Source organism: Pedobacter sp. 22226, from assembly GCF_052045455.1.
In the GTDB taxonomy this organism is placed as follows: domain Bacteria; phylum Bacteroidota; class Bacteroidia; order Sphingobacteriales; family Sphingobacteriaceae; genus Pedobacter; species Pedobacter jeongneungensis.
Window position 1 is genome coordinate 26,526 of record NZ_JBQEPB010000014.1, and the last position, 20,179, is coordinate 46,704.

Annotated in this window: 27 protein-coding genes; 2 read left to right on the forward strand and 25 right to left on the reverse strand. The window is 38.4% G+C overall.

All coding sequences use genetic code 11. The features are described 5' to 3' along the window. Window positions 1-13: 13 nt before the first annotated feature. The 24 genes from ACTJKC_RS24690 to ACTJKC_RS24805 all read right to left on the reverse strand — a co-directional run bounded on the left by ACTJKC_RS24690 (window position 14) and on the right by ACTJKC_RS24805 (window position 18,794). A complete protein-coding gene (locus ACTJKC_RS24690) occupies window positions 14-469 on the reverse strand; it encodes a hypothetical protein (RefSeq protein ID WP_440796257.1) in 456 nt (151 codons plus the stop codon). Between the two features lie 110 nt (window positions 470-579). Then, complete coding sequence (locus ACTJKC_RS24695) at window positions 580-786, reverse strand: hypothetical protein (protein WP_440796259.1); 207 nt, start codon at window positions 784-786, stop codon at window positions 580-582. Between the two features lie 253 nt (window positions 787-1,039). Beyond that, window positions 1,040-1,783, reverse strand: a complete 744-nt coding sequence (locus ACTJKC_RS24700; RefSeq protein WP_440796261.1) for a DUF3667 domain-containing protein — start codon at window positions 1,781-1,783, stop codon at window positions 1,040-1,042. A gap of 7 nt (window positions 1,784-1,790) precedes the next feature. Next, window positions 1,791-2,048, reverse strand: coding sequence for a hypothetical protein (locus ACTJKC_RS24705; protein ID WP_440796263.1), 258 nt, complete (start codon window positions 2,046-2,048; stop codon window positions 1,791-1,793). A 373-nt stretch (window positions 2,049-2,421) separates the two neighbouring features. Continuing rightward, on the reverse strand, window positions 2,422-2,706 hold the full coding sequence (locus tag ACTJKC_RS24710) for a hypothetical protein (protein ID WP_440796265.1): 285 nt from the start codon (window positions 2,704-2,706) through the stop codon (window positions 2,422-2,424). Window positions 2,707-3,127: 421 nt separating this feature from the next. Further along, a complete protein-coding gene (locus ACTJKC_RS24715) occupies window positions 3,128-3,457 on the reverse strand; it encodes a hypothetical protein (protein WP_440796267.1) in 330 nt (109 codons plus the stop codon). A 719-nt stretch (window positions 3,458-4,176) separates the two neighbouring features. After that, window positions 4,177-5,862 (reverse strand): hypothetical protein, encoded by a 1,686-nt coding sequence (locus tag ACTJKC_RS24720; RefSeq protein WP_440796269.1) that lies wholly within the window; start codon window positions 5,860-5,862, stop codon window positions 4,177-4,179. A 250-nt stretch (window positions 5,863-6,112) separates the two neighbouring features. After that, entirely contained in the window at window positions 6,113-6,580 is a 468-nt protein-coding gene (locus ACTJKC_RS24725) for a hypothetical protein (RefSeq protein ID WP_440796271.1), read from the reverse strand. A gap of 157 nt (window positions 6,581-6,737) precedes the next feature. Beyond that, window positions 6,738-8,333, reverse strand: coding sequence for a hypothetical protein (locus ACTJKC_RS24730; RefSeq protein ID WP_440796273.1), 1,596 nt, complete (start codon window positions 8,331-8,333; stop codon window positions 6,738-6,740). Window positions 8,334-8,534: 201 nt separating this feature from the next. Beyond that, window positions 8,535-9,404 (reverse strand): hypothetical protein, encoded by an 870-nt coding sequence (locus ACTJKC_RS24735; protein WP_440796275.1) that lies wholly within the window; start codon window positions 9,402-9,404, stop codon window positions 8,535-8,537. Further along, a complete protein-coding gene (locus ACTJKC_RS24740) occupies window positions 9,401-9,868 on the reverse strand; it encodes a hypothetical protein (RefSeq protein WP_440796277.1) in 468 nt (155 codons plus the stop codon). Before ACTJKC_RS24740 ends, ACTJKC_RS24735 begins: the two co-directional genes overlap by 4 nt. Further along, window positions 9,843-10,700, reverse strand: a complete 858-nt coding sequence (locus ACTJKC_RS24745) for a hypothetical protein (RefSeq protein ID WP_440796279.1) — start codon at window positions 10,698-10,700, stop codon at window positions 9,843-9,845. The genes ACTJKC_RS24740 and ACTJKC_RS24745 overlap by 26 nt, the downstream gene beginning before the upstream one ends. Beyond that, complete coding sequence (locus ACTJKC_RS24750; protein ID WP_344849652.1) at window positions 10,700-10,981, reverse strand: hypothetical protein; 282 nt, start codon at window positions 10,979-10,981, stop codon at window positions 10,700-10,702. Before ACTJKC_RS24750 ends, ACTJKC_RS24745 begins: the two co-directional genes overlap by 1 nt. Next, on the reverse strand, window positions 10,974-11,276 hold the full coding sequence (locus tag ACTJKC_RS24755; RefSeq protein WP_344849650.1) for a hypothetical protein: 303 nt from the start codon (window positions 11,274-11,276) through the stop codon (window positions 10,974-10,976). Before ACTJKC_RS24755 ends, ACTJKC_RS24750 begins: the two co-directional genes overlap by 8 nt. Then, the gene (locus ACTJKC_RS24760) at window positions 11,276-11,494 is read right to left on the reverse strand and encodes a hypothetical protein (RefSeq protein ID WP_344849649.1); all 219 of its coding nucleotides are present in this window, start codon (window positions 11,492-11,494) and stop codon (window positions 11,276-11,278) included. The genes ACTJKC_RS24755 and ACTJKC_RS24760 overlap by 1 nt, the downstream gene beginning before the upstream one ends. Window position 11,495: 1 nt before the next feature. Then, complete coding sequence (locus ACTJKC_RS24765) at window positions 11,496-11,987, reverse strand: hypothetical protein (protein WP_440796282.1); 492 nt, start codon at window positions 11,985-11,987, stop codon at window positions 11,496-11,498. Further along, a complete protein-coding gene (locus ACTJKC_RS24770) occupies window positions 11,987-12,976 on the reverse strand; it encodes a hypothetical protein (RefSeq protein WP_440796284.1) in 990 nt (329 codons plus the stop codon). The genes ACTJKC_RS24765 and ACTJKC_RS24770 overlap by 1 nt, the downstream gene beginning before the upstream one ends. Then, window positions 12,951-13,571: a DUF6046 domain-containing protein gene (locus ACTJKC_RS24775; protein ID WP_440796286.1), complete on the reverse strand. Its 621-nt coding sequence runs from the start codon at window positions 13,569-13,571 to the stop codon at window positions 12,951-12,953. Before ACTJKC_RS24775 ends, ACTJKC_RS24770 begins: the two co-directional genes overlap by 26 nt. Next, complete coding sequence (locus tag ACTJKC_RS24780; RefSeq protein ID WP_440796288.1) at window positions 13,571-15,490, reverse strand: hypothetical protein; 1,920 nt, start codon at window positions 15,488-15,490, stop codon at window positions 13,571-13,573. The genes ACTJKC_RS24775 and ACTJKC_RS24780 overlap by 1 nt, the downstream gene beginning before the upstream one ends. A gap of 200 nt (window positions 15,491-15,690) precedes the next feature. Further along, a complete protein-coding gene (locus ACTJKC_RS24785; protein ID WP_440796290.1) occupies window positions 15,691-16,242 on the reverse strand; it encodes a hypothetical protein in 552 nt (183 codons plus the stop codon). A 7-nt stretch (window positions 16,243-16,249) separates the two neighbouring features. Continuing rightward, window positions 16,250-16,663, reverse strand: coding sequence for a hypothetical protein (locus ACTJKC_RS24790; protein ID WP_344849640.1), 414 nt, complete (start codon window positions 16,661-16,663; stop codon window positions 16,250-16,252). 1 nt (window position 16,664) lies between these two features. Beyond that, the gene (locus tag ACTJKC_RS24795) at window positions 16,665-17,840 is read right to left on the reverse strand and encodes a DUF2586 family protein (protein WP_440796291.1); all 1,176 of its coding nucleotides are present in this window, start codon (window positions 17,838-17,840) and stop codon (window positions 16,665-16,667) included. Between the two features lie 11 nt (window positions 17,841-17,851). After that, on the reverse strand, window positions 17,852-18,349 hold the full coding sequence (locus ACTJKC_RS24800) for a hypothetical protein (RefSeq protein ID WP_440796293.1): 498 nt from the start codon (window positions 18,347-18,349) through the stop codon (window positions 17,852-17,854). After that, entirely contained in the window at window positions 18,336-18,794 is a 459-nt protein-coding gene (locus ACTJKC_RS24805) for a CHAP domain-containing protein (RefSeq protein ID WP_344849634.1), read from the reverse strand. Before ACTJKC_RS24805 ends, ACTJKC_RS24800 begins: the two co-directional genes overlap by 14 nt. Window positions 18,795-18,995: 201 nt before the next feature. On the opposite strand from ACTJKC_RS24805, the gene ACTJKC_RS24810 reads away from it, so the two are divergent. Both ACTJKC_RS24810 and ACTJKC_RS24815 read left to right on the forward strand, forming a co-directional pair. Next, window positions 18,996-19,274, forward strand: coding sequence for a hypothetical protein (locus tag ACTJKC_RS24810; RefSeq protein ID WP_025143060.1), 279 nt, complete (start codon window positions 18,996-18,998; stop codon window positions 19,272-19,274). Window positions 19,275-19,362: 88 nt separating this feature from the next. Continuing rightward, on the forward strand, window positions 19,363-19,851 hold the full coding sequence (locus ACTJKC_RS24815; RefSeq protein ID WP_344849632.1) for a hypothetical protein: 489 nt from the start codon (window positions 19,363-19,365) through the stop codon (window positions 19,849-19,851). A gap of 91 nt (window positions 19,852-19,942) precedes the next feature. Here the strand turns inward: ACTJKC_RS24815 and ACTJKC_RS24820 are convergent, their stop codons facing one another. Then, window positions 19,943-20,122, reverse strand: a complete 180-nt coding sequence (locus ACTJKC_RS24820; protein ID WP_025143062.1) for a hypothetical protein — start codon at window positions 20,120-20,122, stop codon at window positions 19,943-19,945. Window positions 20,123-20,179: the final 57 nt, after the last annotated feature.

Sequence of the window (20,179 nt, forward strand, 5' to 3'; positions counted from 1 at the left end):
AAAATAAAGTCTGTTAATGCAGCGCTTTTCTTTTTTCAATATGAAGACTATCGAGATAGCGGTCTGAACGAACAATTGCCGCCTTAAACTGCCTGTCGAGATTATTTATCTTTTTCAGCTCAACCTTAAAATAGTCTATTGCCTCTGCCTCACTTTTTCCCGAAATATCAGGGTCAAAATGATTCATCCAGCTTTCCATCTGATTATTGGCTTTCTCTATCCCGCCAATCACCTCAATTAAGGCGACCGAATCAACCAAAACATCAGATTTATTGCCGGAAGACTTAACCGACCGGTAGATGGAATCGAGAACCATCTTTTGACCATTGGCCAGATCGGCATCATTCATTACTTTATCGTGCCTGGCAACTACTTCCGACCGGAGCGTTTTATAGTCTTGCTCTTGCTTACAGGAAAACCATAAACAAGATACGATAATGGCCAGCAGGTAAGAAAAAATAAATTTCATAAAGAATTTACAAACGCTTGTATATTATTATCGTTCTGACCTCAAAATTCTGCAGTTGCAAAAAAAAGATCAGAGTTTAACAGAAATAGATGATTAATCTATTCCGGATATTAACAGGCTTGCTTTGGTGGCTGAAATATAGAGAAATGACAACTAATGGGACTTTCTATTTTAGCCAGCGAATAGTGACGTTTGGGACGTAAAGGGGTAAAATGGAAAGAAACGGGTGAACTGGGCATGGCCAGTTGAAAAGCTGCACGCTGACTTTCGCGCTCCTGTTTCTTTTCTTTCTCTTCGGCCTGTTTTAGCTTTTTCATCAGGTAGCACTTTCCATTGCAGTGCATCAAGGGCCTGTTTTTATTCACACAAAACTTTTCAGCCAGCTGCTTTTGGTTCACTTCAAATCCAGCATATACAAAATAAGTGGAAAGATTGGATCCAACAAGGGAAATTAACAGCAAAATGACGATAAGCCTTTTATACATTTCGCGCCAAAGATAAGGACTAAAAATGTAAAAGGAGGTATTTCAGCAATTCATTGATTATTTTTCACAGGCAGATGAAAAATAATCAATGCTTCAGATTTATAATAGCAGATATTACCCCAATTAAAAATGACACCAGGTAGTAAGAGGCAGGAACAAGGATGCTTCTTAAAAGTAATCCTTTTTTACTATAGTTAAAGCCAGAAAAAAACTGGTAATAGAACCAGATGCTGTACAGAAATGAAAATAAGGTTACCGCGCCAAAATATAACAATACCAGCACTTTACTATTGGTGTAAAAAATAGTGACGACCGAAATTAGCAAACCAATAATTAACTCGACAATAATGCGGTTAGAGTTTAAAACCAGGTGCTCGGAATAATTAAGTTTTGCTTTTCTGAACCAGATAAAAGTAAAAAATGAATAAATGGGAATGGTAATAATGAGAATGAGCTTTGGATGGTCGGAGATAAATTTTTCGATCTCACTCATCATTGCCTTGCTTCCCTGGGGCATCAGATCAGACATGCTACCGTGCGTATATGGCGCAATGAGACTTGATGCCGTTAAGATAAGCAGTATGAGCGTAACGAAACTAAAATACGGAACCCTTTTGCCCTGGATAAATTCGCGGACACTGTGGCCCGGCCGTGTGAAAAGTGCTTTGAGGGTAAATAAAATACCTTTATCAATATGCCAGACTCCGTGAACAAAATCATGGGCGAGGAAATGTTTAATGGAATAACGGTGTGTGGTAGATTTTTGCCCGCAATTGGGGCAGTAATTATGTGTAACTGGAGCAGCACAATTCAGGCAATCTGGCGACATGGAACAACTATCTTTTTGAGGCGCGATTTTTAATTTCAGTATTAATTTGAGTGAGGCTAATAAAAGCGGGTAACAAAGCTAATGAGCATGATATAGGAATTGCTGCCAGTACTTTTGGTGTTTTAGCCGTAAAAACCAGGTAAAGTAAAACAGCGAAGGCAGCAATCATAACCACACCAAGTCCTATTAAAGCACCTTTTATACTTTGTTTTTTCTTGTATAATTCTTCTACAGATAATTCGTTAAGTGGAATTGCTTTTTTCATTTCAATTTCGATCAGGTTAATATAGTTTGCGGTATGATGCAGAGATACATAGCCAATTTGCAATGTTTCTTTAGCTGAACAAATATACGATATATCACTATATAGTGACAAAAATATTTTAAATCTATTTCGTAATTTTCTGGTGTAATATTTTTCATCAAAACGGAAGGGAAAAACGAGGTTAAATCACTAAGGATCAATGGAAAGCAAAAAGCTTTGAATGCGGTTTGGAAAATACTCTACACTATTTTTTTAATCTGTATCTTAATTTGTAATGCTGAAATTCGAACTACATGTAATCGCCAAATCGAATTGTACAAATTTTAAAATCGATTTGTGTATTGAAATTTAAACACACAAAAAAAGCACGGGGTTAACCCGTGCTTTTTTTCTTTTTTACATTTCGGAACAGGCCGCATAAACCCGCCCCGAATAAAAGCCATCCTGTTTTGGTATTGGCTAAATCTAAACCCGAAAGATTTCTAATTATTGCATTTGCATTGGGTTCGATGTAAAGAATCGAGGTGGCCACTACAATTACACAAAATGCCCAAAGCCAGATTGCTAGGTTTTCTTTTATGAAGATCGCCAATATAAAGGTATTGTTGGCAATGTACTCTTTGGCTTTAAAGAGGTTGTAAATGAGGATGCCTAGCATGCCCATTATTATGATTAAAAAGTGCTCCATTATAATCCCATTATTGACCTCAATTCTGCAGATGTTACTTTTTTAACTTAACCTGTCGCATCATCCCTTACCAGTAGAGTAAACCTAGATGTTGCACTTGCAGGTTCCGTTACAACGTTTAACTTTCCGTCCCTACGGATCTGAAAGGCAGAATTGTTAAATACTTTAAAATCGTGTGCTGGGTCAGTATCAGACAATCCTTCAACCTGAGATTAGTACCTAAATGCGGATGATTCTTGTATAGCAGTAGTAGAACCTGACGGATATACTACAAACCCTACATTTCCAGGCATATTAAGTGTGAGTCCAGTGGCTTCTAAAGAAGTAAACTTACCAGTTCCTGCATAGTAATCCCCTATTTTAGTATTATAATACCTCCTCCTGCAGTTATTTACCCCAGTATTTTCAAGAAACCATCTTGACTATCGTACTGATTTTTAAGAAAATACGGTATAGCACTCGGCAAAACGCCTTTAACTTCTTTACTATCGTTTTCTACAACAGCAAATCTGAAAATACTTTCTGTAGGTGCACCTAATCCGTAAATGAATTTTTGTGCTCCGGTATTTATTGTACCATTAGCAACAGTAAGATTATTGGTTAAGGTCATATCTTTATATCCGTAAATCTGATCAGACATACCAAATATCTGCTCATTATTTTGAAAAAACCTAACAGCTGCACCTGAATAGCTAATGTCCCAACCACCACCACCTGTCATTCTAATACCTGCCTCAAAAGCATTATCGTTTAATCCACGTAAACCTAGGTTATCAAAATCATTTGATTATTATTATCACCTAGGTATAATTGATAATTTTGCGGTGTTTAGGTGTTACTTTTTAAAAATGCCTCATATTCCCCTGATCGTAGGAATAAATATCTTCATCTATAAATCTTATCCCCCCTTTATTGCTAGATACAGCCAAATGATCACCCCACATTCCGATATTGTATTTATTAGCAATGCCCTCAAACCTCATATCTGCGCCAATTTTAGCCAAAAAACCACTTGTTGCGGTGAAGTAATTACCTAAATTACCGTAATGAGTAGAATTAAAAGCGGTACCAAAACTAATTCTATTGCCGGATAATTCTATGTGAAAATCATTTACATTATTAATATTTAACTTTCCTGTAAGCGTTCCCCTAGTAAAAGGTAATGCGTCTCCTGTCTAAAGAACTTTTTTATTATTAATATTGGTTCTTATTTCCAAATCATCAATACAATCTTATAAACTGTATTTGTCTTATTAAGAGATAATCTATCAAATCAGTGGGTATTCGAACAACAAAGGCCTATAATGTCGTGATTGATATCTTATATGACCCTACAATGAATGATATCGATGTACTATCAGAAATGATTAAAAAACACTTTTATTAACAAGCAAATGCGTTAAATGATCAATGTGTTTTCTATTTGAAAAAGTATAATTTTTAATTAGGTTCACTCCAACCGGTGAGTAACCACGAAACATAAAAGGTAATGCCCGCAGGCGGTGCAGTTTCAAAAATTATCCTAACAGTCCCGCCCTGGCCATCTTTTATCTGAGCTACATTTTTTATAAATGATGGTGTAGAATTTCTATCATTAACATTCTGCATTATAGTCAAACCAAATCCGTAAGTTGGAACATACCCGTCGTTAAAACCATTATATCCAGAAAATACATTGTTGGCGGCTGCTCCTAACTCATAATACTTGCTTGTACCATCTGTGGTAAAAGAGGTTTTCGCAGCTGCTGGCATAACTGGGATATCATCCATTAACGCAATGATTCCGCTTTTATCTTGTAATAAAAAATCTCTACCTTGCGTAAAGTCTCCGTAAATAAGACCAACACCAGGATGACCATTAATGCTTTTTAAACCGTAGCCATCACTATAAACATTACCATTAACCTGTAAAGCTGAACCATCTTGATTTGATGGATAGCCGATTAATAACTGATCGGATATTTTTTGTGTACCGCTAAATGTATTTGATTGATTTAATTTAGCGTAATCCGTTAAATCCTCCAATCCTGCGACTGTAATGTCTTTATCTCTTAGTATAATGCTTCTTGAAGTTGTTAGGGGATCAGATACGTATATCCTAGCAGACGCATTCCCTTTAGCAAAAGATACTCCATCTGGGGTCAATGACAAATACGGCGGTTTTGAACCACCTATTGTGTCGGATAGCAATAGAATCGAGCCTGGTTGTAAATAGGTTTTTTGAGGAACTCCATCTGTATTATTTAAATAACTCAATGTCAAACCTGAACCGTTATCGAAATCCATTTTAAACGCATTGTCTCCGATTAATTTAGCATATTGGCTAAAATCACTTTCTAAAGCTAATCTGCCTGTTTTTATTGGCCAACTAATGTTAATCATTGAATTAGGTGGAATGTCATCTCCTTGAACAATTAACGTTTTATTTCCAGGGTTTCTAAAAGAAAGGTCTGAGGGACTTAAGTTTACAGACCTGTTTATATTTGCGTCATTTAGATATAAATAAGATGAAGTCAAATTAACACTTTTGCCGCTTTCATTTGCGACAATACCTCCTTTGTCTAGCCTAAAAGTGCCTGCACTGGTTCCACCTCTAACCGAACCGTAATCCAATCCGAAATTCCCTTCAGCACTTCCAAAACCTAAACCATTGTAGTTTATGGAGCCCCCACCACTTTGCGTTGACATCGATATAGATGCGTTTGATATATTCGTTGATGCTGTACCACCGACTTTTAAACTTCCTGATATGTTTATATCAGCGCTTTGTCCTTCGCTTGATGTCGGATTGTTTTTTATAAAGTTGTTACTATTGTTTACAAATAATTGGTCAACCTCCGCTTTAGTGTAAAACTTAGTTAAATCGGCTTCAATCGCGGGCTTCCACTCGACACCATTATGGATATAAAGAACGTTATCAGTCGTGTTATAGAACAGGTTTACACGGGTTCCTGAACCGGTTAAGGTATTGACTGCTCCAGATGGAATTTGCAAACCTTTAAGAACTGCTAAATAGGTATCTCCCTGAGTTAAAGAGCCATCAGAGCGCTGTTTCAATGGAGGGGGATTTTGTGCTATTGCTGTCAGATTTATCAATAGCAGAATTAAAAATAATAATTGTTTCATATTTGTTTTAGCTTAAAATAAAAAGATTGTTTTTGTTGCTTTATGCAACAGTTAGATTTGTTGGCCCAGCAAGCGTATTGAAGATGAACACTTTAAATGTAAGTTTGGGCGATAGTTTACCAGCCCTATGTATGCAGATTTGCACCACAGCAATTGCTCAGCAATATTTTATGTTTGGGCAAAATATGTGATAACCTTTGCCGGCTCACGCAACTAAGGTTTTTTGTTGATCTTACCCTATTAGCAATATTTAATTTTCAAATATCTTAGCTTCATAGCCATCTAAATCCCATTCAATAAACTTTGTGGTGCCATCATCATTGTACTCGATGCGACAATCCAATACAGGTTTCCACACCTCAGTATCTGGCACCTTAATTACTGCAAATGGACGGGCGTATTTTCCATACTTTATTATTCTATCAGTAGTCCATTCTAATTTATATATCGTATCTCTGTTAGCATAAATAGGGGCTGGCCTACTCATGATATTTATCAGCGTATTGATACCATGCGCATTCGGATCAGTAAGATGCGCTTCGAAAGCTTCTTTATCTGCTTTTTCATCAAAACGGGCATCCAGATTCTCAATAGAACTTGCAGGAATCACCTGGTCTTTATGCCAAAAGCTGTCCCAGGTATCCCAAAATTGTTGCTGGGTTGGTTTTAAACCGGTTTTAAACCAGTTTTTTATTGCATTTAAAGTTTGTTTTGCCATTGTTTAATTATTTGAGGCGATGCAGGTATTGAGTTAATCCAGTTATTCAGATTTTTAATATTCCGTTTTATTTGATTATTGATGACATCTATATTGCTGCCGATTTTATAATCTATTTGATTATGATGTGAAATAAAATATAGATGCATTAGTGAGTTTAAAGTGGCTGTGCTGAAATTCCATAAGATGTGATAATCCAATAACTATTCCCAGCCGACACAAGCGTTATATAATCCCACTGACTATACAAAACTTTGCTGGATTGCCCTTCTATATCGTCTCCAGGAAAGGCATTAATGGTAACTGTATTGCCACTAGGATCATATTTCTTTATCGTAACTTCTCTGTTTTGGTAAAGGCCACCTGCAGCCAACTCTGGTAAAGAAATAATTACATTACCGCCATTGGCATTAACCATTTCTATGTCTGTAGACATATCTATAATTCTGTTAAAAGCCGTAAAGTATATAGCCTTTTGAACATTCTGCTTAGTTGAGAATTGATCAGTTAAATTTTGATCTACTAACAATCGCCCGCCAGTATCCGGCAACGTATATGTAAACTTATTGTGTGTTATTTTACCATAAGCGTATGAAGTACCATTACCTAAACCGTCTCCAAAGAATAATATATCAGGATTTAGGTTAGATGTTAATGACGTGTTAGTATTAAGTGTTCCAAAAAATCCAGGAAGAATATATGCAACTATTCCAGTTCCATTAAAATATTGCTCTCCATAAAAATCATTTCTGGTAGATAGTTTAGCATAGCCCGAACCTGCTGCGGTAACATCACTTAACAAGGCTATAGTGCCATCTTTATCCTGAAAATTCTGAATCCTGTTTGCTGTTAAAACTGTTTGATTAATTGTAGAAATAAAGCTGTTATTACTAAAAGACAAGTCATTATTTGTTAATTGAGTATAACTTCCATTATGTACATCTTCTAATCTGAAACTGCTGTATTCATCCAATGCTGAATTGCTTTCAAGTCGTTGATCCCCTTTAAAAGTATTGCCGCCCAACAAATTAGCTTTATCCCCTATATCTCCTGATGTTACCAACGTACCGTCTTTTAAAGGTAATAAAAGATTATAAACTCCATATGTTGCCCCCGACTGACTATTTTCAGGAAGACTAAGCATTACTACATCTTCCCGATCGGTTCCATATTTAGTGTTAAATCTGATCCCACCTTTATTGGTATTATAATAATCGGGTGCCATTATAGACACTCCTGATCCGGCATAATTAGAGCCAAAATCGTCAGTTTGTTCAACTCTAATAAATGCTTTGTCGTTCTTGTAAACGTTTCCATTAGTAGCAACCATCTGTAAATTTGACCCAGTACCTGATTGAGCTAGCAAAGTATCAATCTCTGCTTTAGTATAAAACTGAGTTAAATCAGCCTCTACTGCCGGTCGCCATTCTACCCCATCATGAATATAGAGTACCTGATCGCCGGTATTGTAAAAAAGGTTCGCACGTGTGCTACTCCCCGTTAAAGTATTCGTTGAACCAGCAGGTATCGAAAGATTGCCAATATTATGGGCGTTGAGATCACTAAGATGAGTTTCGAAAGCTTCTTCATCAGCCTTTTCATCAAAACGGACATCCAGATTTTCGATGGAACTTGCAGGAATCACCTGGTCTTTATGCCAAAAGCTATCCCAGGTATCCCAAAATTGTTGTTGGGTAGGTTTTAAACCGGTTTTAAACCAGTTTTTTATTGTATTTAAAGTTTGTTTTGCCATTTTTATTTTTTTGAGAAATGCGATACATCTATTTCGGTGTTTCAGTTTTGAAATGCGCTTTGTTCTTCCTCTGGCAACAATTGCGCGAATACCTTAAAGGCATGATATTATAAGCGACTGTCTGCACGGCTTAATGGTAAGGCTGCAGTAGCCTGATAAATAATATCAAATGCCTGCGCTGGTGTTAATTATTTTTCTCCATTATATGATGTCAACTATGAATCCACCGTTTTGGAGTTTCATAATGTAAGCCAGTACATAAAATGGAGGCATGTTGTTATGTGCCATACCGCCCCCTGTATCTGTAGTAAAAGGATTAGTCGCATCTACTGAGTTTCGTCCACTACCACGGTCAGCGGTATAACTTTGCCCGATATTTCCACCAATGAGTTGATGATGGTGTGCTGGTATCTGCTCAATAGTTAAAGTATGGGTTTCAGAACCACCGATACCGGGACCAACAGCTCGGGATCCACCAGCTCCGTAAACAAAGCGATCGATTAAATTTGGTGTACCATTTTGACCATTGCACAATGCCCAGCCTGTTGGAATTGCGTTAATTGCACCACTCCATATTACAATGGCTCCTGCAGGAAACTGGCTGTTAATTTTATCGTTTAAAGTTTTTACTGCTCTTGAGGTGGCCAGGGTGTCTGCACCATCGAAATCAATTGCCGAACTTATTTGAGTAGGCAGATCTTTAAATGTAGCAAGATTCTTTAACCTCGACAAGCTTGCCCAGACAATGGCATTTGTTCCGGTACCGAAAGAGGCGTAACGGGTAAAAAATACATCTTTAACCTGTCCGTTCTCAAAAGGGCGTGTTTGTTTATCTTCACGAATAACAATATTAGTTTGAAGTAAACCTCCTTTAAAAGGTAATACTTCATTGTTAATTACGATATAACCATCGGCTACCGTGGTTCCGGTGGTTGCACAACCTGATAAGATGTAATTATCGCCACCCAGTGCAGCAATAGCCTGCAATGCTGTGTATGCGGTTTGCATAAAATCCAGTGTATCTGTTTCGAGTGGGAAACCACCGGTTTGCTGTAAATTTATTTGATTCATTCTTTTTCAATATTATAGCGTTTGCCCGCCAGTTTATAAAAATCTATCATTGCTTTTAACTGGTATATATTGTTTACCAGATCGAAATCCTGAGGTACTACAACTCTAAAATCAATGCCGGTATCAGCGTAATCCCCTACCTGCATCAGATAATTTATTCCTAAGTATTTCTGTTTCTGTTCTCCACTGGTGTAAATGTACCTTCGCTGATATTTATTCCCATTGGCAATCTTGATCCTTCTTTGGTCGGGATCGAAAGTATCATTCAAAGCGGCGCGCAAATGGCACACCTGACCATTGTGGGCCAACTTATACAGGTTATCTAGCCTTTTATTGTACCACTGCTGATGGAGCGTTATAATAGGTGCTACCAAAGCCTGTAACCATGCCACAAAGACAGGTTTCCTAAGAAAAGTAGGAATAAGCAGGATGACGAGTTTATTTATATCTATCGTATACCACATATTTTATATTATTAAAATTCACAACTTCAAAATATCCCGATGTTGGGATAACCTTGGCAATAATGGCTACCGGTGATCCATAAGTAGACGAATCGATGTTCTCTTCGATCCAGCTGCTTTGTGCACTATCTACCTGTGGAATCAGAACGCCTTCAACTTCCTGCAGGCGATCGACCAGATGCGCCAATATCAGTTCGCCGTTAAATGGCAGTTCTTTAAGATATTGAGTTATGGCCTCTTCTACAGGCTTGCCACCGCTTATTATACTGTTGCCCTGAGCATCCAAAATCAACGGGCTGTAATAAACCGTCATGTTCAGATACAGTTTATCTGGTAAAAAATTTATGGTGTTAATGTTTACCCCGGCATCCTTGATTTCACGGATATAAGTTTCAAAGCTTGTTTTTTGCACATCACTTATCGGGCTCAGTACACCATCGTTTTCGGTCGCGATTTTAACAATTACAGTACCGTTATCTGATTCTGTTACAGCCGAATATTTCACTATCCTGCTCAATTCCAACTGGTCTTCGCTAACATTACTATTGTCGTAAACATCCGAATCGGTAACCAGGGGATAACCATATTGAAAAGCCAGTGCCTTTTGGCGGTACCATCTTGCAGTATGCGGTTTTAGCAAGGAGATTTTATCATCAGTCTCTGCTTTATGAATATCGAACAGTTTTTCGAGAGCATAAATGGAAAAAGCTATAACAAAGGTTATCAGTCTCCAAACTGCTGTTTTACTGGTACTGGTTAGTTCGGCTAAATCGGAGTTACTTTCTTTAGCACTAATAATTTCATTTTGAATTTGTTCTATACTTCTTGCCATTATCTTACAATAAAAGTGCTTAAAATCCTCATCTCTCCGATTCCGTAATCGGTATCAATAAGGGTTGCTGTTGCGGGTTTATAGTTATTACTGATGTAGTAGTTTAAAATATCGGAGTCTGCCAGCAGCTCGCCGCTAAGTGGGTAACTGTTGCCAACCTGAAGGTCGTCGGTGATCGAAATAGCCGCATCGAAACTGAAGTCGATAGCCGCAGCGATGCTGCCAGTATGATTAAGAACAAAATCCAGAACCGATTGATTATGTAGGGCTTCCTTAGTCATGATTCGTATTATTTAACTTTTTATGCTTTTTCAATTCCTCAGTCAATGCTTCCACTTTCTCTTCGAGTTCTTTAACCATTTCTTTTGTTTTGTTTAGCTCCAGTATTGCCTCTTTAAGCCGAAGCCCCAAATCATCAACCATTTCCCTGTAATACCTTAAAACTTTATCTGCGTTATCGATTTCGTTGGCCTGCAGCTCAGCCTTTTGTTTATTCCGTTGAAAAAACCAGCCGCCAAAAGCGGCAATAACTGCTGTAATTAATTCGCCGACATGTTGTTTAATAAATTCGTCCATTAGCTTAAGGTTGTGTTAAAGGTGCCTGATACTGCTCCGTTTGGCGCAAGCAAACCGCTGTTATAGGTGATGGTTAACTGCTTAATTTCATCAATCATGCATTGGGCAAGTTTATCCGCTATTCGGTCTAAACTAGCTACATAATCTTCCTGTTCGGTTTGTTCTGCTTCAAAAGCGGCTATGATTTTAGATTTTAATCTGTTTTTGTTTAAAGCCATTTTAATTATCTTTTAAAAATTGTTCGAAACGGTTTTCTATAGCAGAAAACTGCGGTGTATTTACCAGGGCGATAGTAGGGCCTGCATTGGTTGTAAACTTCATTGCTTTAATTTCTTTGATTAAATCAATCATCAGGGCTTTTAGCGTTTCGTTATTTTTCTGCAGTAAAAAACCGTCTTTATTGATTTCAAAAACTACCTCCCCGATCTGTAAAACCATTTCTTCCGGCTCGCTTATTGCCGATATAAACTGCATGTTATAATCAGCATCGATAGGCGTTACCAACACAGTGCTGCCCACTTTTGGAAAGAGGTAATATTTTTGCAATTTCTCATCAATAATGGCAGAGAGCCTTACATCAGTATGTAAAATTCCACCTTCATCGCAGGTGCAGGTACCTTCTTTTTTATCCACTGTCTTTACTATCATGATGGTGGTATCGGTATCCTGTTTGCCCAGCAGTTTTATTTTTTTTGCGATCTCTTCAATCATTACTTTTTGTTGGTGGTTAGTTTATTGCCAATGCTCACTGTTCGCCTCGCGCCACCCGTACCGTAAGTAGTTACTACTTTTTTTATGAAGTATTTCCCTTCACGATTGGGGTGTTTTTTATCGAAAATTTCGACAGCCATTGCGGGTGCGGCAACGGGAAGTAAAAAACTGGTGATGTCTCCGCTGTAGCCACCATATTTTGCAATTTTCAGGTATTCGTCTGCCAGCTTATCTATCGACTGTTGATCGGTAACCACCTTGCTGTTGAACTTAAATTCTTCTCCGTCTTTATCTCCGCGCGTAGCCGTTATCTTTTTATTATCCCTGGCGCATCCTTCACAAATGATCTTTACCTTTCTATCATCGCCACTTTTAAATTCGAGTTTATTCTCAATGATGTTATAGTTAAGATCATAGCTGGCCTTTTGGTTTACATTGTTCAACTCCTGCAGGCCACAGTACAGTTCGCCCTTATCATTGAGGTAAATTTTATAGATCTCTTTAAATTCATCCTTAATCTGTTTCAGGGCCTGAGCGCCATTTTTATCCTTGATAAGGTATTTATTCAGCGCCATTTCAGGAATATTCGCTGCAAGATTTAAAGCTGTACCACTCACAATGCTTTCGAGTACTTTTTTTAAAGTAGTTTTACTTTCACTAAAGAAAGCAGCTTTGCGTTTTAATAACCAGGTGGCATCTTCGCAGTAGATTTCTATCGGTGTAGTGCATTTAATGCGGTCTACATAGCCGGTAAACTCTACCCTTTCCAATTTATCTTCATAACCCAAAACGATTTTAACGGGATCGCCTTTTTTGATTGCTTCCTCTACATATACTGCTTTTCCAGATCCCTCTTTAATCAAAAATTTGGTTGGCATTTTAATTACTGCGGTATCGGTAATTTCATCTACCGAACGAGTAATTTCGATGTTGTTTATCACCCTGAACTTATAAATTCCTATTTCAAAGTACCCCTGTAAGACGAACATTATTTAGTGCTTTTGTTACTGATTCGTTAATAAATTTGCCTCTTTCTGATAACTCAGCGAAGAAAGGCATATCGCTTACTGCACTGATGGTATATTTTTGTACTCCTTCCTGCCCAACCATTTCGTCGAGTTTAAAACTTTTAAGCACAATTTTATTGATACCAAAAAGCTCGAAAAAATTGTTTTCCTGTATTTCAAGGGCTTCGTTTACCAGAAAGAGATCTTTTACGGTTTTAACCTCTTCAGTTGGATACCTCCCATCTTCTCCGATACAAACACCTTTGATCTCGATATCATAATCTTCGGTACAGATATACTCTTTTACGGTACCTATTCTTCCCTCACCAACGGTTGCTGTTTCTACAATCGTTTTTTGCAACGATATCGAAACAAGCGGTTCGTTTGGCAAGGTGATGATTTCACCATTTTGTCTTTTTAAGCTTAGCTGCATAAAATAAGGCGAACCTAATGTGCTGCCAATGTTATTGATATCGGGCAGGTTGAACATTTTAAGCTTTTTATCAAAGCCTTGGTATGGCGAAGCGATATAACTCAAATGGGCCAGCGCCGTTAATTCTTTAATATTTAATGTCATTACGCAGTTTGCATTAGTGTAATTGATCCTAGTAAACGGTTTAATTCTTCTTCGAGCAGCTGGCGCATTTTGGTAGCCCCTTCGCCTGAATTGATGGTATTGATTACGATCTGATCCTGCATTTTGGCGAGGTTGATGGTGATGTGAGAGGTTTGTGTACCGCCACCAGTAATACCGCTTATAGCATTTTTATTTGCTGAATTAGTTCCGCCATTATCTTTTGGTCCTTTATTATCTCTGGCAAATTTGTCGTAAGAACTGGTATCTTTTCCAGCCCCAGAAAGCCCGCCCGCTACTTTTTTAATATCTTTAGAAAAGTTTTCTCCATCAAAAGAAATCCCCAGGTTATTTACTGCACCAACAAACTTTTGTACCCTTTGAGCGGTTCCCCGGTAATATGCTTCTGTTTGAGTTTGGTGCTCCATTCTAAGCCTTTCTATCTCGGCTCCGGCTTCTGTTCTAACTCCTTGAAAAGCCCTGTCCATAGCGCCAGTTAAATTGCCGTCAAGTGCCATTCCAATGGCCTCACCTAGATTTGAGAAAGTACCAACGATTTGCTCTACTACGTTTCGGGCTTGTAGATATATCATGTTAAAACCATACACCATATTATCAATACCAAAATTGAAATCGGCACCAATTTGATCCCAAACCAGCGTAAATATTGTTTTTAATGCTTCCCATGATTTACCCCAGCCATCGGTATATTTAATCACTACACCTATGATGGCAATGAGGGCAATAATCCCCAGTACGATCCATTCTATCGGATTCATCGCCATGGCTATATTTAATGCTATAACTGCACCTACCACCATAAAAATTTCGGGAGCAAGTGGTGATATCAGGTCAATAAAACCCGAAATCGCTGTTGATATGAGGTCGACTACAAAGAGGGTTCCAGTCAGGATATCGGTAAAAACCGAAACCCCATTGCTGCTTTCGTCCAAACCAAGCATTATTCTTAAAAAATTCCAAACAGAATTGATCACCGGCTGAATCACATTTTGCAAGATTTCGAAAGCCCTTGAAATTACCGGGATAAACTCTAACAAAAATTTTAAATTGCTAATATCATCAACTGAGTTACCAACCTTTTCCATAGCACCTGCAACGCCATTCATATTCCCAAATTCAGCAAGTGCTGTTTTCATTGCTTGGCCATTATTTTCGACCGTTTTGGTTACACCATTGAATGAAAGGCGCACTTTATCTCCTGATGCGCTGGCTTCTACGCCAAATTGCTTGAGGGCTTGAAAATCACCTTTTTGTGCTGTTAATAATGCAGAACCCACATCTTCAAACTTTTTACCTTTAACGGCAGCCAGATCTCCAAGCGACATCAGCTCTGCAGAAGTGGGATTAATTCCGTTTTTCGCCAGGTTATCGAATGCGCCCACAACATCTGCTAGTTGAGAAGGAGAATTGGTTACAAACTGTGTAATGGCATTCATGGCTTCTTCACCAATTTCTTTAGACTGAAAGGTTTCGCTTAAGTTTTTTTTGAAACCATCATATTGTTGGGTTAACTCCAAAATCTTTTTCCCAATTTCGCTTATAGCTGATACTGCCGGGCTAGATTCTGATAAATCTTCCTGTTTTAGAGAAAGGGATGACATAGATTCTTTTAAACTTGTTGCTCTTTTTTTTATAGATTTTGAAAAGCTTTCAAAACGGAATTCAGTTCTTTCTATGGTTTGCCTCACCCCAGCAATAGAGTTCTGGGCTCCGAAAGCAACAGCTGTCATTGTCGTCCTCGAGATGTTTACAACGCTTGAAGTTGTTTTTTCCACCATCGTTTTTAACTCAACACTAATTATTCTGAGTTGAGCGATAACCAATCCAACGCTTTCTGCAATTTTGTTTAAAGCAGGGCTGCTCTGGTCATTTAGATTAATTAGATATTCAATTGGATTCATTTATTATTTGGGCTTTGAAGCCTCGGCTTCTTGTTGTCTGATGTAGTGTAAGTTTTGCAATTCTTCAGCCCATTCCTCATCAGAGAGAGAGGAAGGGCTTTGAATGTGCATGTAATATTTCAAAAAAGCGTCACCTAGCCTTACACTAATTTCAGCTAATGAGTAAGCTGAGGTGTCGTCGGGATCAACGACAGCCTCGGTTAAAGCTTTTTTAGCTGAGCAGCTTTTTGATTTTGTAAATTTTCGATGGCCTGATAAAGGGGGAACCTTAAACTTGCATTGTTTTTATCATTAAATGCTTCATCCTTTTCGGTACAAATCAGATCAAACAGGGCTTCTTGCGTTACAAAAGGCTTATTGGATGGATTTCTCTTATCTGCAAGTTTCAAATCTTCCCTGGTAATTACCCTTACAACACAGTTAAACTCGTCGATTGTAATTTTAGAGCTTTTGTTCTCAACAGGAGAAACAACTGCTTCCGAATAATTAAACAGGGAGGCGATTTCTTTACGCGCTGATAAAAAATAATCGTCTTTTGTTCTGATCTCTTCATCACCTCCTAACCAGCAGGTGGCCAGCATTTCTTCGGCAAAACCTACGTCGCCGCTTTTCTGCATAATCGTAAATGCCCTTTTCCAGTCTACCATTAGTGGTGCTCTTAAATAACATACCTTATCATCGATAGGCATTTTATACACGTCGGTATGCTGTTTTTTCCAGTCAGCAATCTGTTGGGTTGTAACTTTACTCATGATTGGGTTATTGTTGGGTTTTAATTTTTGTGAAAACGATCGGCATGTCTACCACCATATTTTTATCGCCCTGTTTCATGGCTTTCTTTACTTCCGTAAATTCTACGTTTTTAAGAATATCAACTACAATAGCACCACCATCTTCTGGTACATAGGTAATCACTACATCAAATTTTAGTGACAATACATCGCGGTTGGGTGCAGATTGAACCAAACTTTCGAGTTCGCTCTGCCAAATGCCCAGCTTCCCTTCGTAAGTGTTTTTACCACTTAAAATAGCGTGCGGATCAGAGCCACGGCCGTAAAGAGCCTCTTTTTCTTTCTTTACAGTGTACTCTACCTCCGTTACACCGTTGATAATTTTTCCGCCTATGGCGATGCTTACATCGCTCCACGAATATTGTTTACTTCCAAAAGTCATATTAGTTATTAATTGTTGTGGTAAAACCAATGTTTACGGTAATCTGCTTAGCATAACCAACTGGCTGTAATCTGATTACAACCTGCATAATGCCTGTGCTTAAAATGTTCTGATTTTCGTCGATATAAACCTCTGCATTTGATAAGTTACCAGCGGCAACCATGGTGTTTAGGGCATTTTCGACCTGACTTTGCCAGCTTTTTACAACTGCCGGATGGATTGCGCCTGAAGCTGCAACTTCAACCTCATCCAATAAGTTATTTACTAATGATGCGTAGGCTAAAATAATAGCCTTATCCAATACCAAACCACGTGCTAAACTGTTAAAATCGTCTGTTTCGCTGGTTAAGGTTAAATCATCGCTGAAATAATAACCGCTCTTACTTACAAATGATCTTAAAAAGATGTAACCCTTGTTATAAACGGCATCCCAGGCATCTTGCTGGCTTTCTACCTTTTCGCCATTTGTAAAGTAAGCGGTAAGATTTTCTACTGCACCATCGGCTACACGACCAAGGTTTCTTTGTACAGGTGTTTTTGCCAAGCGACCTAATGCTAAACCAACTGAAGCTACTTTAGTGGCATCGGTATTGGCCAAAAGGCAGGCTACCCTGTTAAATGCAGTTGTGGTATAATCTTTTAAATCGGCAATGGTTCCACTGTAATTGTTACCAGAAATAATTACACGTACAGGCATATACTTTTCAGCGTAATAGTCGGCCAAAGCCTGCGCTTTAACTACTGCAGTATGCACATCGCTATCTAAGCCTTCTACAGCTACTTCGCTACCAGTCGATTTTTTCAAAGCACCCAACACACGAATTGCGCCACCTGCATCGGCAAGTAATTTTTTAGCGTGTGCTTTGGTTACATCGAGCATCTCGGTATAAGTGGTTGCTGCCGACACCAGCATTAACCATAACTCGGCACCCTGGCCAGCTTCGGTATAAAACTGTTCTAACTGTTTGTAGATAAAATCGTTGGCACCGCCTGCTACAATTCCGATGTTTTCTGCATCGCTTAAACTGAATAACTGATACGAGGTATCAAGTGTTAGGCCCGAAGTTCCTGTTACGGCTACACCGGTTGCAATAAGGCCGATAACTTTATCGCTTGTTGCTGGCTGTTGTAATAAACCGCCGTTTTGAATGTTAAATTTTACTGAAGGTAAATTCATTTTAACGTTATTTAATTTATTTTTAATTTTTGTTTGATTAAGCGATAAACCAGGTACACCACGCTGAGTAAAAGCGCTATCCTTCCCAGATAAATCTGTATTTTCTGCCACCACGTTAAAGGTTTCGACACATGAATGGGGGACCTTATAGTGGATACTGTTTCGTGCTCTTCTATGTATTCCTGCTGCCAGGTTTTAAATAGTTTTTGTGCAACTGCATAGCAGTCTACACTCAGATCGTTGCTTTCTATTTTTACATTTGGAACATGGAGGTAATTACCTGCCTTTTTTGTTTCGCTGTTCGGTTTGAGAACGGGTTTGCCATTAATGCAATCAATCCATGCCTTATAGAAGCTGCTGTCCGGATCTGTTTTTATAATGGTATCGCGTTTTACCCGTGTAATGGTTTTGGTTTTTGATACCTCGTTTGTGGCAACCTGCCTGGTTCGGCAAGCCACCTGCAAACAAAGTACAATCAACCCGAAAAAAACTATTTTAAACCGCTCCATTTAATCTGATATATGCTTTAATGGTTTTTATATTTCTGGTACGTCTGGCCACCTGATATCCTTCTCTCGATCCGTCGGCATTTGTATTTCCTTCAATGGTTTGTATAATCCCATTATCGAGTACCTTTTCAACAAAGCCGGTATGTCCGGTACCGTTCGGGTTAAGCATGATAAATATGTCACCCGCCTGAGGTGTGCTTACGGCTAAGTTTTTGCAGGCGATATACTGATCGTTTACACCGCCGGTACGTTTCAGTAGCATTTTTGTTCCTTTTGCCGTGCAAGCCTGAAGCACGCACCAATACACAAAAGCCATACACCATGCGTAACCCTTACCTAACCCAACCGCTTTTAAATAAACCTCTACTTGTTTACCGCCATTGCTTCCTTTTGGATACTCTTCTACGCCTATTTGTTTTTGAGCTACATTAATCCAGTCTGCCATTTTTCTCTTTGATTTTTATCGGGAGTTGATGTGTTTATCCCCCGTTGTTAGGACAAAACTGCAACGATTTTGGGGGCTAAAAAAATTGGGTATCAGGCATTGTATTTTATTTAACAAGCCTTGTAAAGTGTGCCTACAATGCCTGATTCCTGTTTTCACGAAGACTTAAATTTGATAGAGATTTGCTGATATAATTAAAACATGCAAGACTTAATATTTAACACAGACTTAGAATTGGAACAAGGAGATTTCCTTGTAGGCTTCTCAGACGAGTTGCACCAAAAACACATTCTAATCGCCGAAAAAGGCGAGTACAAGCAATACCCTGAACTTGGGGTAGGCATTTTAAACCTCTTAAACGGAGAGAATGCAACGGCCATGCTGATTGAGGCCAAACAGAATTTTGAATACGATAGGATGAAGGTAAAGGAGCTGAGGTTTACTGACGAGAACAGTTTACATATAGAGGCTACCTATTAATGATGCTTATCGCAAAAACACTTGCACAACACAATGCCATTATAAATACAGGGCATTGTGTTAAACCACTTAAAAAGAGACAAAAATTATGACACCACGGAAGGAATTATTTTTGGCGGTAAGAGATAAACTTACCGCTATAACAGGGATTGAATATGTTGATTTACACCGTAAACAGTTTGGCCCAGGCAACGAAAATTATACTCATTACCATACCGCCTGTTTGATTAAAATTTTACCAATACAATGGACCACTATGGTGGAACACCGACAAGAAGGGATTGCCACAGTTGAAGTAAAACTATATACCAGAGATGGTTTTGCTGACCATATTCTGGGTACTACAGGAAATAGTGATGGATTGGCAGAGATTGATCTGATTGATCATATTGCAGATGGGCTGCAATTTTTAAAGGGCAATTCATTTACCGCCCTGCAACAGCTAGCAGAAGAAAATGTAATTGAGGATGAAGAAGCCGGTGTTGTAGATATTTCGATCTATAAACTTACTTTTTCGACTATGGTTTATAAAGTAACTGCTCCTAAATACTCAACGAAGAAAATTACTTTAGAATAGCCGATTGAATTTTAAAAATTTGGCTTAAGGGCATGAACAGTTTAGCGATGATACATGCCTTAATGTGGTTTAAAGCTGATTTAAACAACACTTAAAGGGCGTAATTGCCTTCGCCCTTTAAGATTGCCCTAACTGTACGCGGACTAATGTAGAAACGTTGTGCCGTTTTCTCTTCAAGGGCATCTAACCGCCACTCCGGGTATTTCCTGCACAAATCGTCGAAATAGGTTTTAACATCCTGGTTCCGTAATTTAAATTGCTGTTTTGCCATGGTATTAATTTATTAAATGTGATTTATTGTTATGTGTGAATTTGTAAATGCATTTTA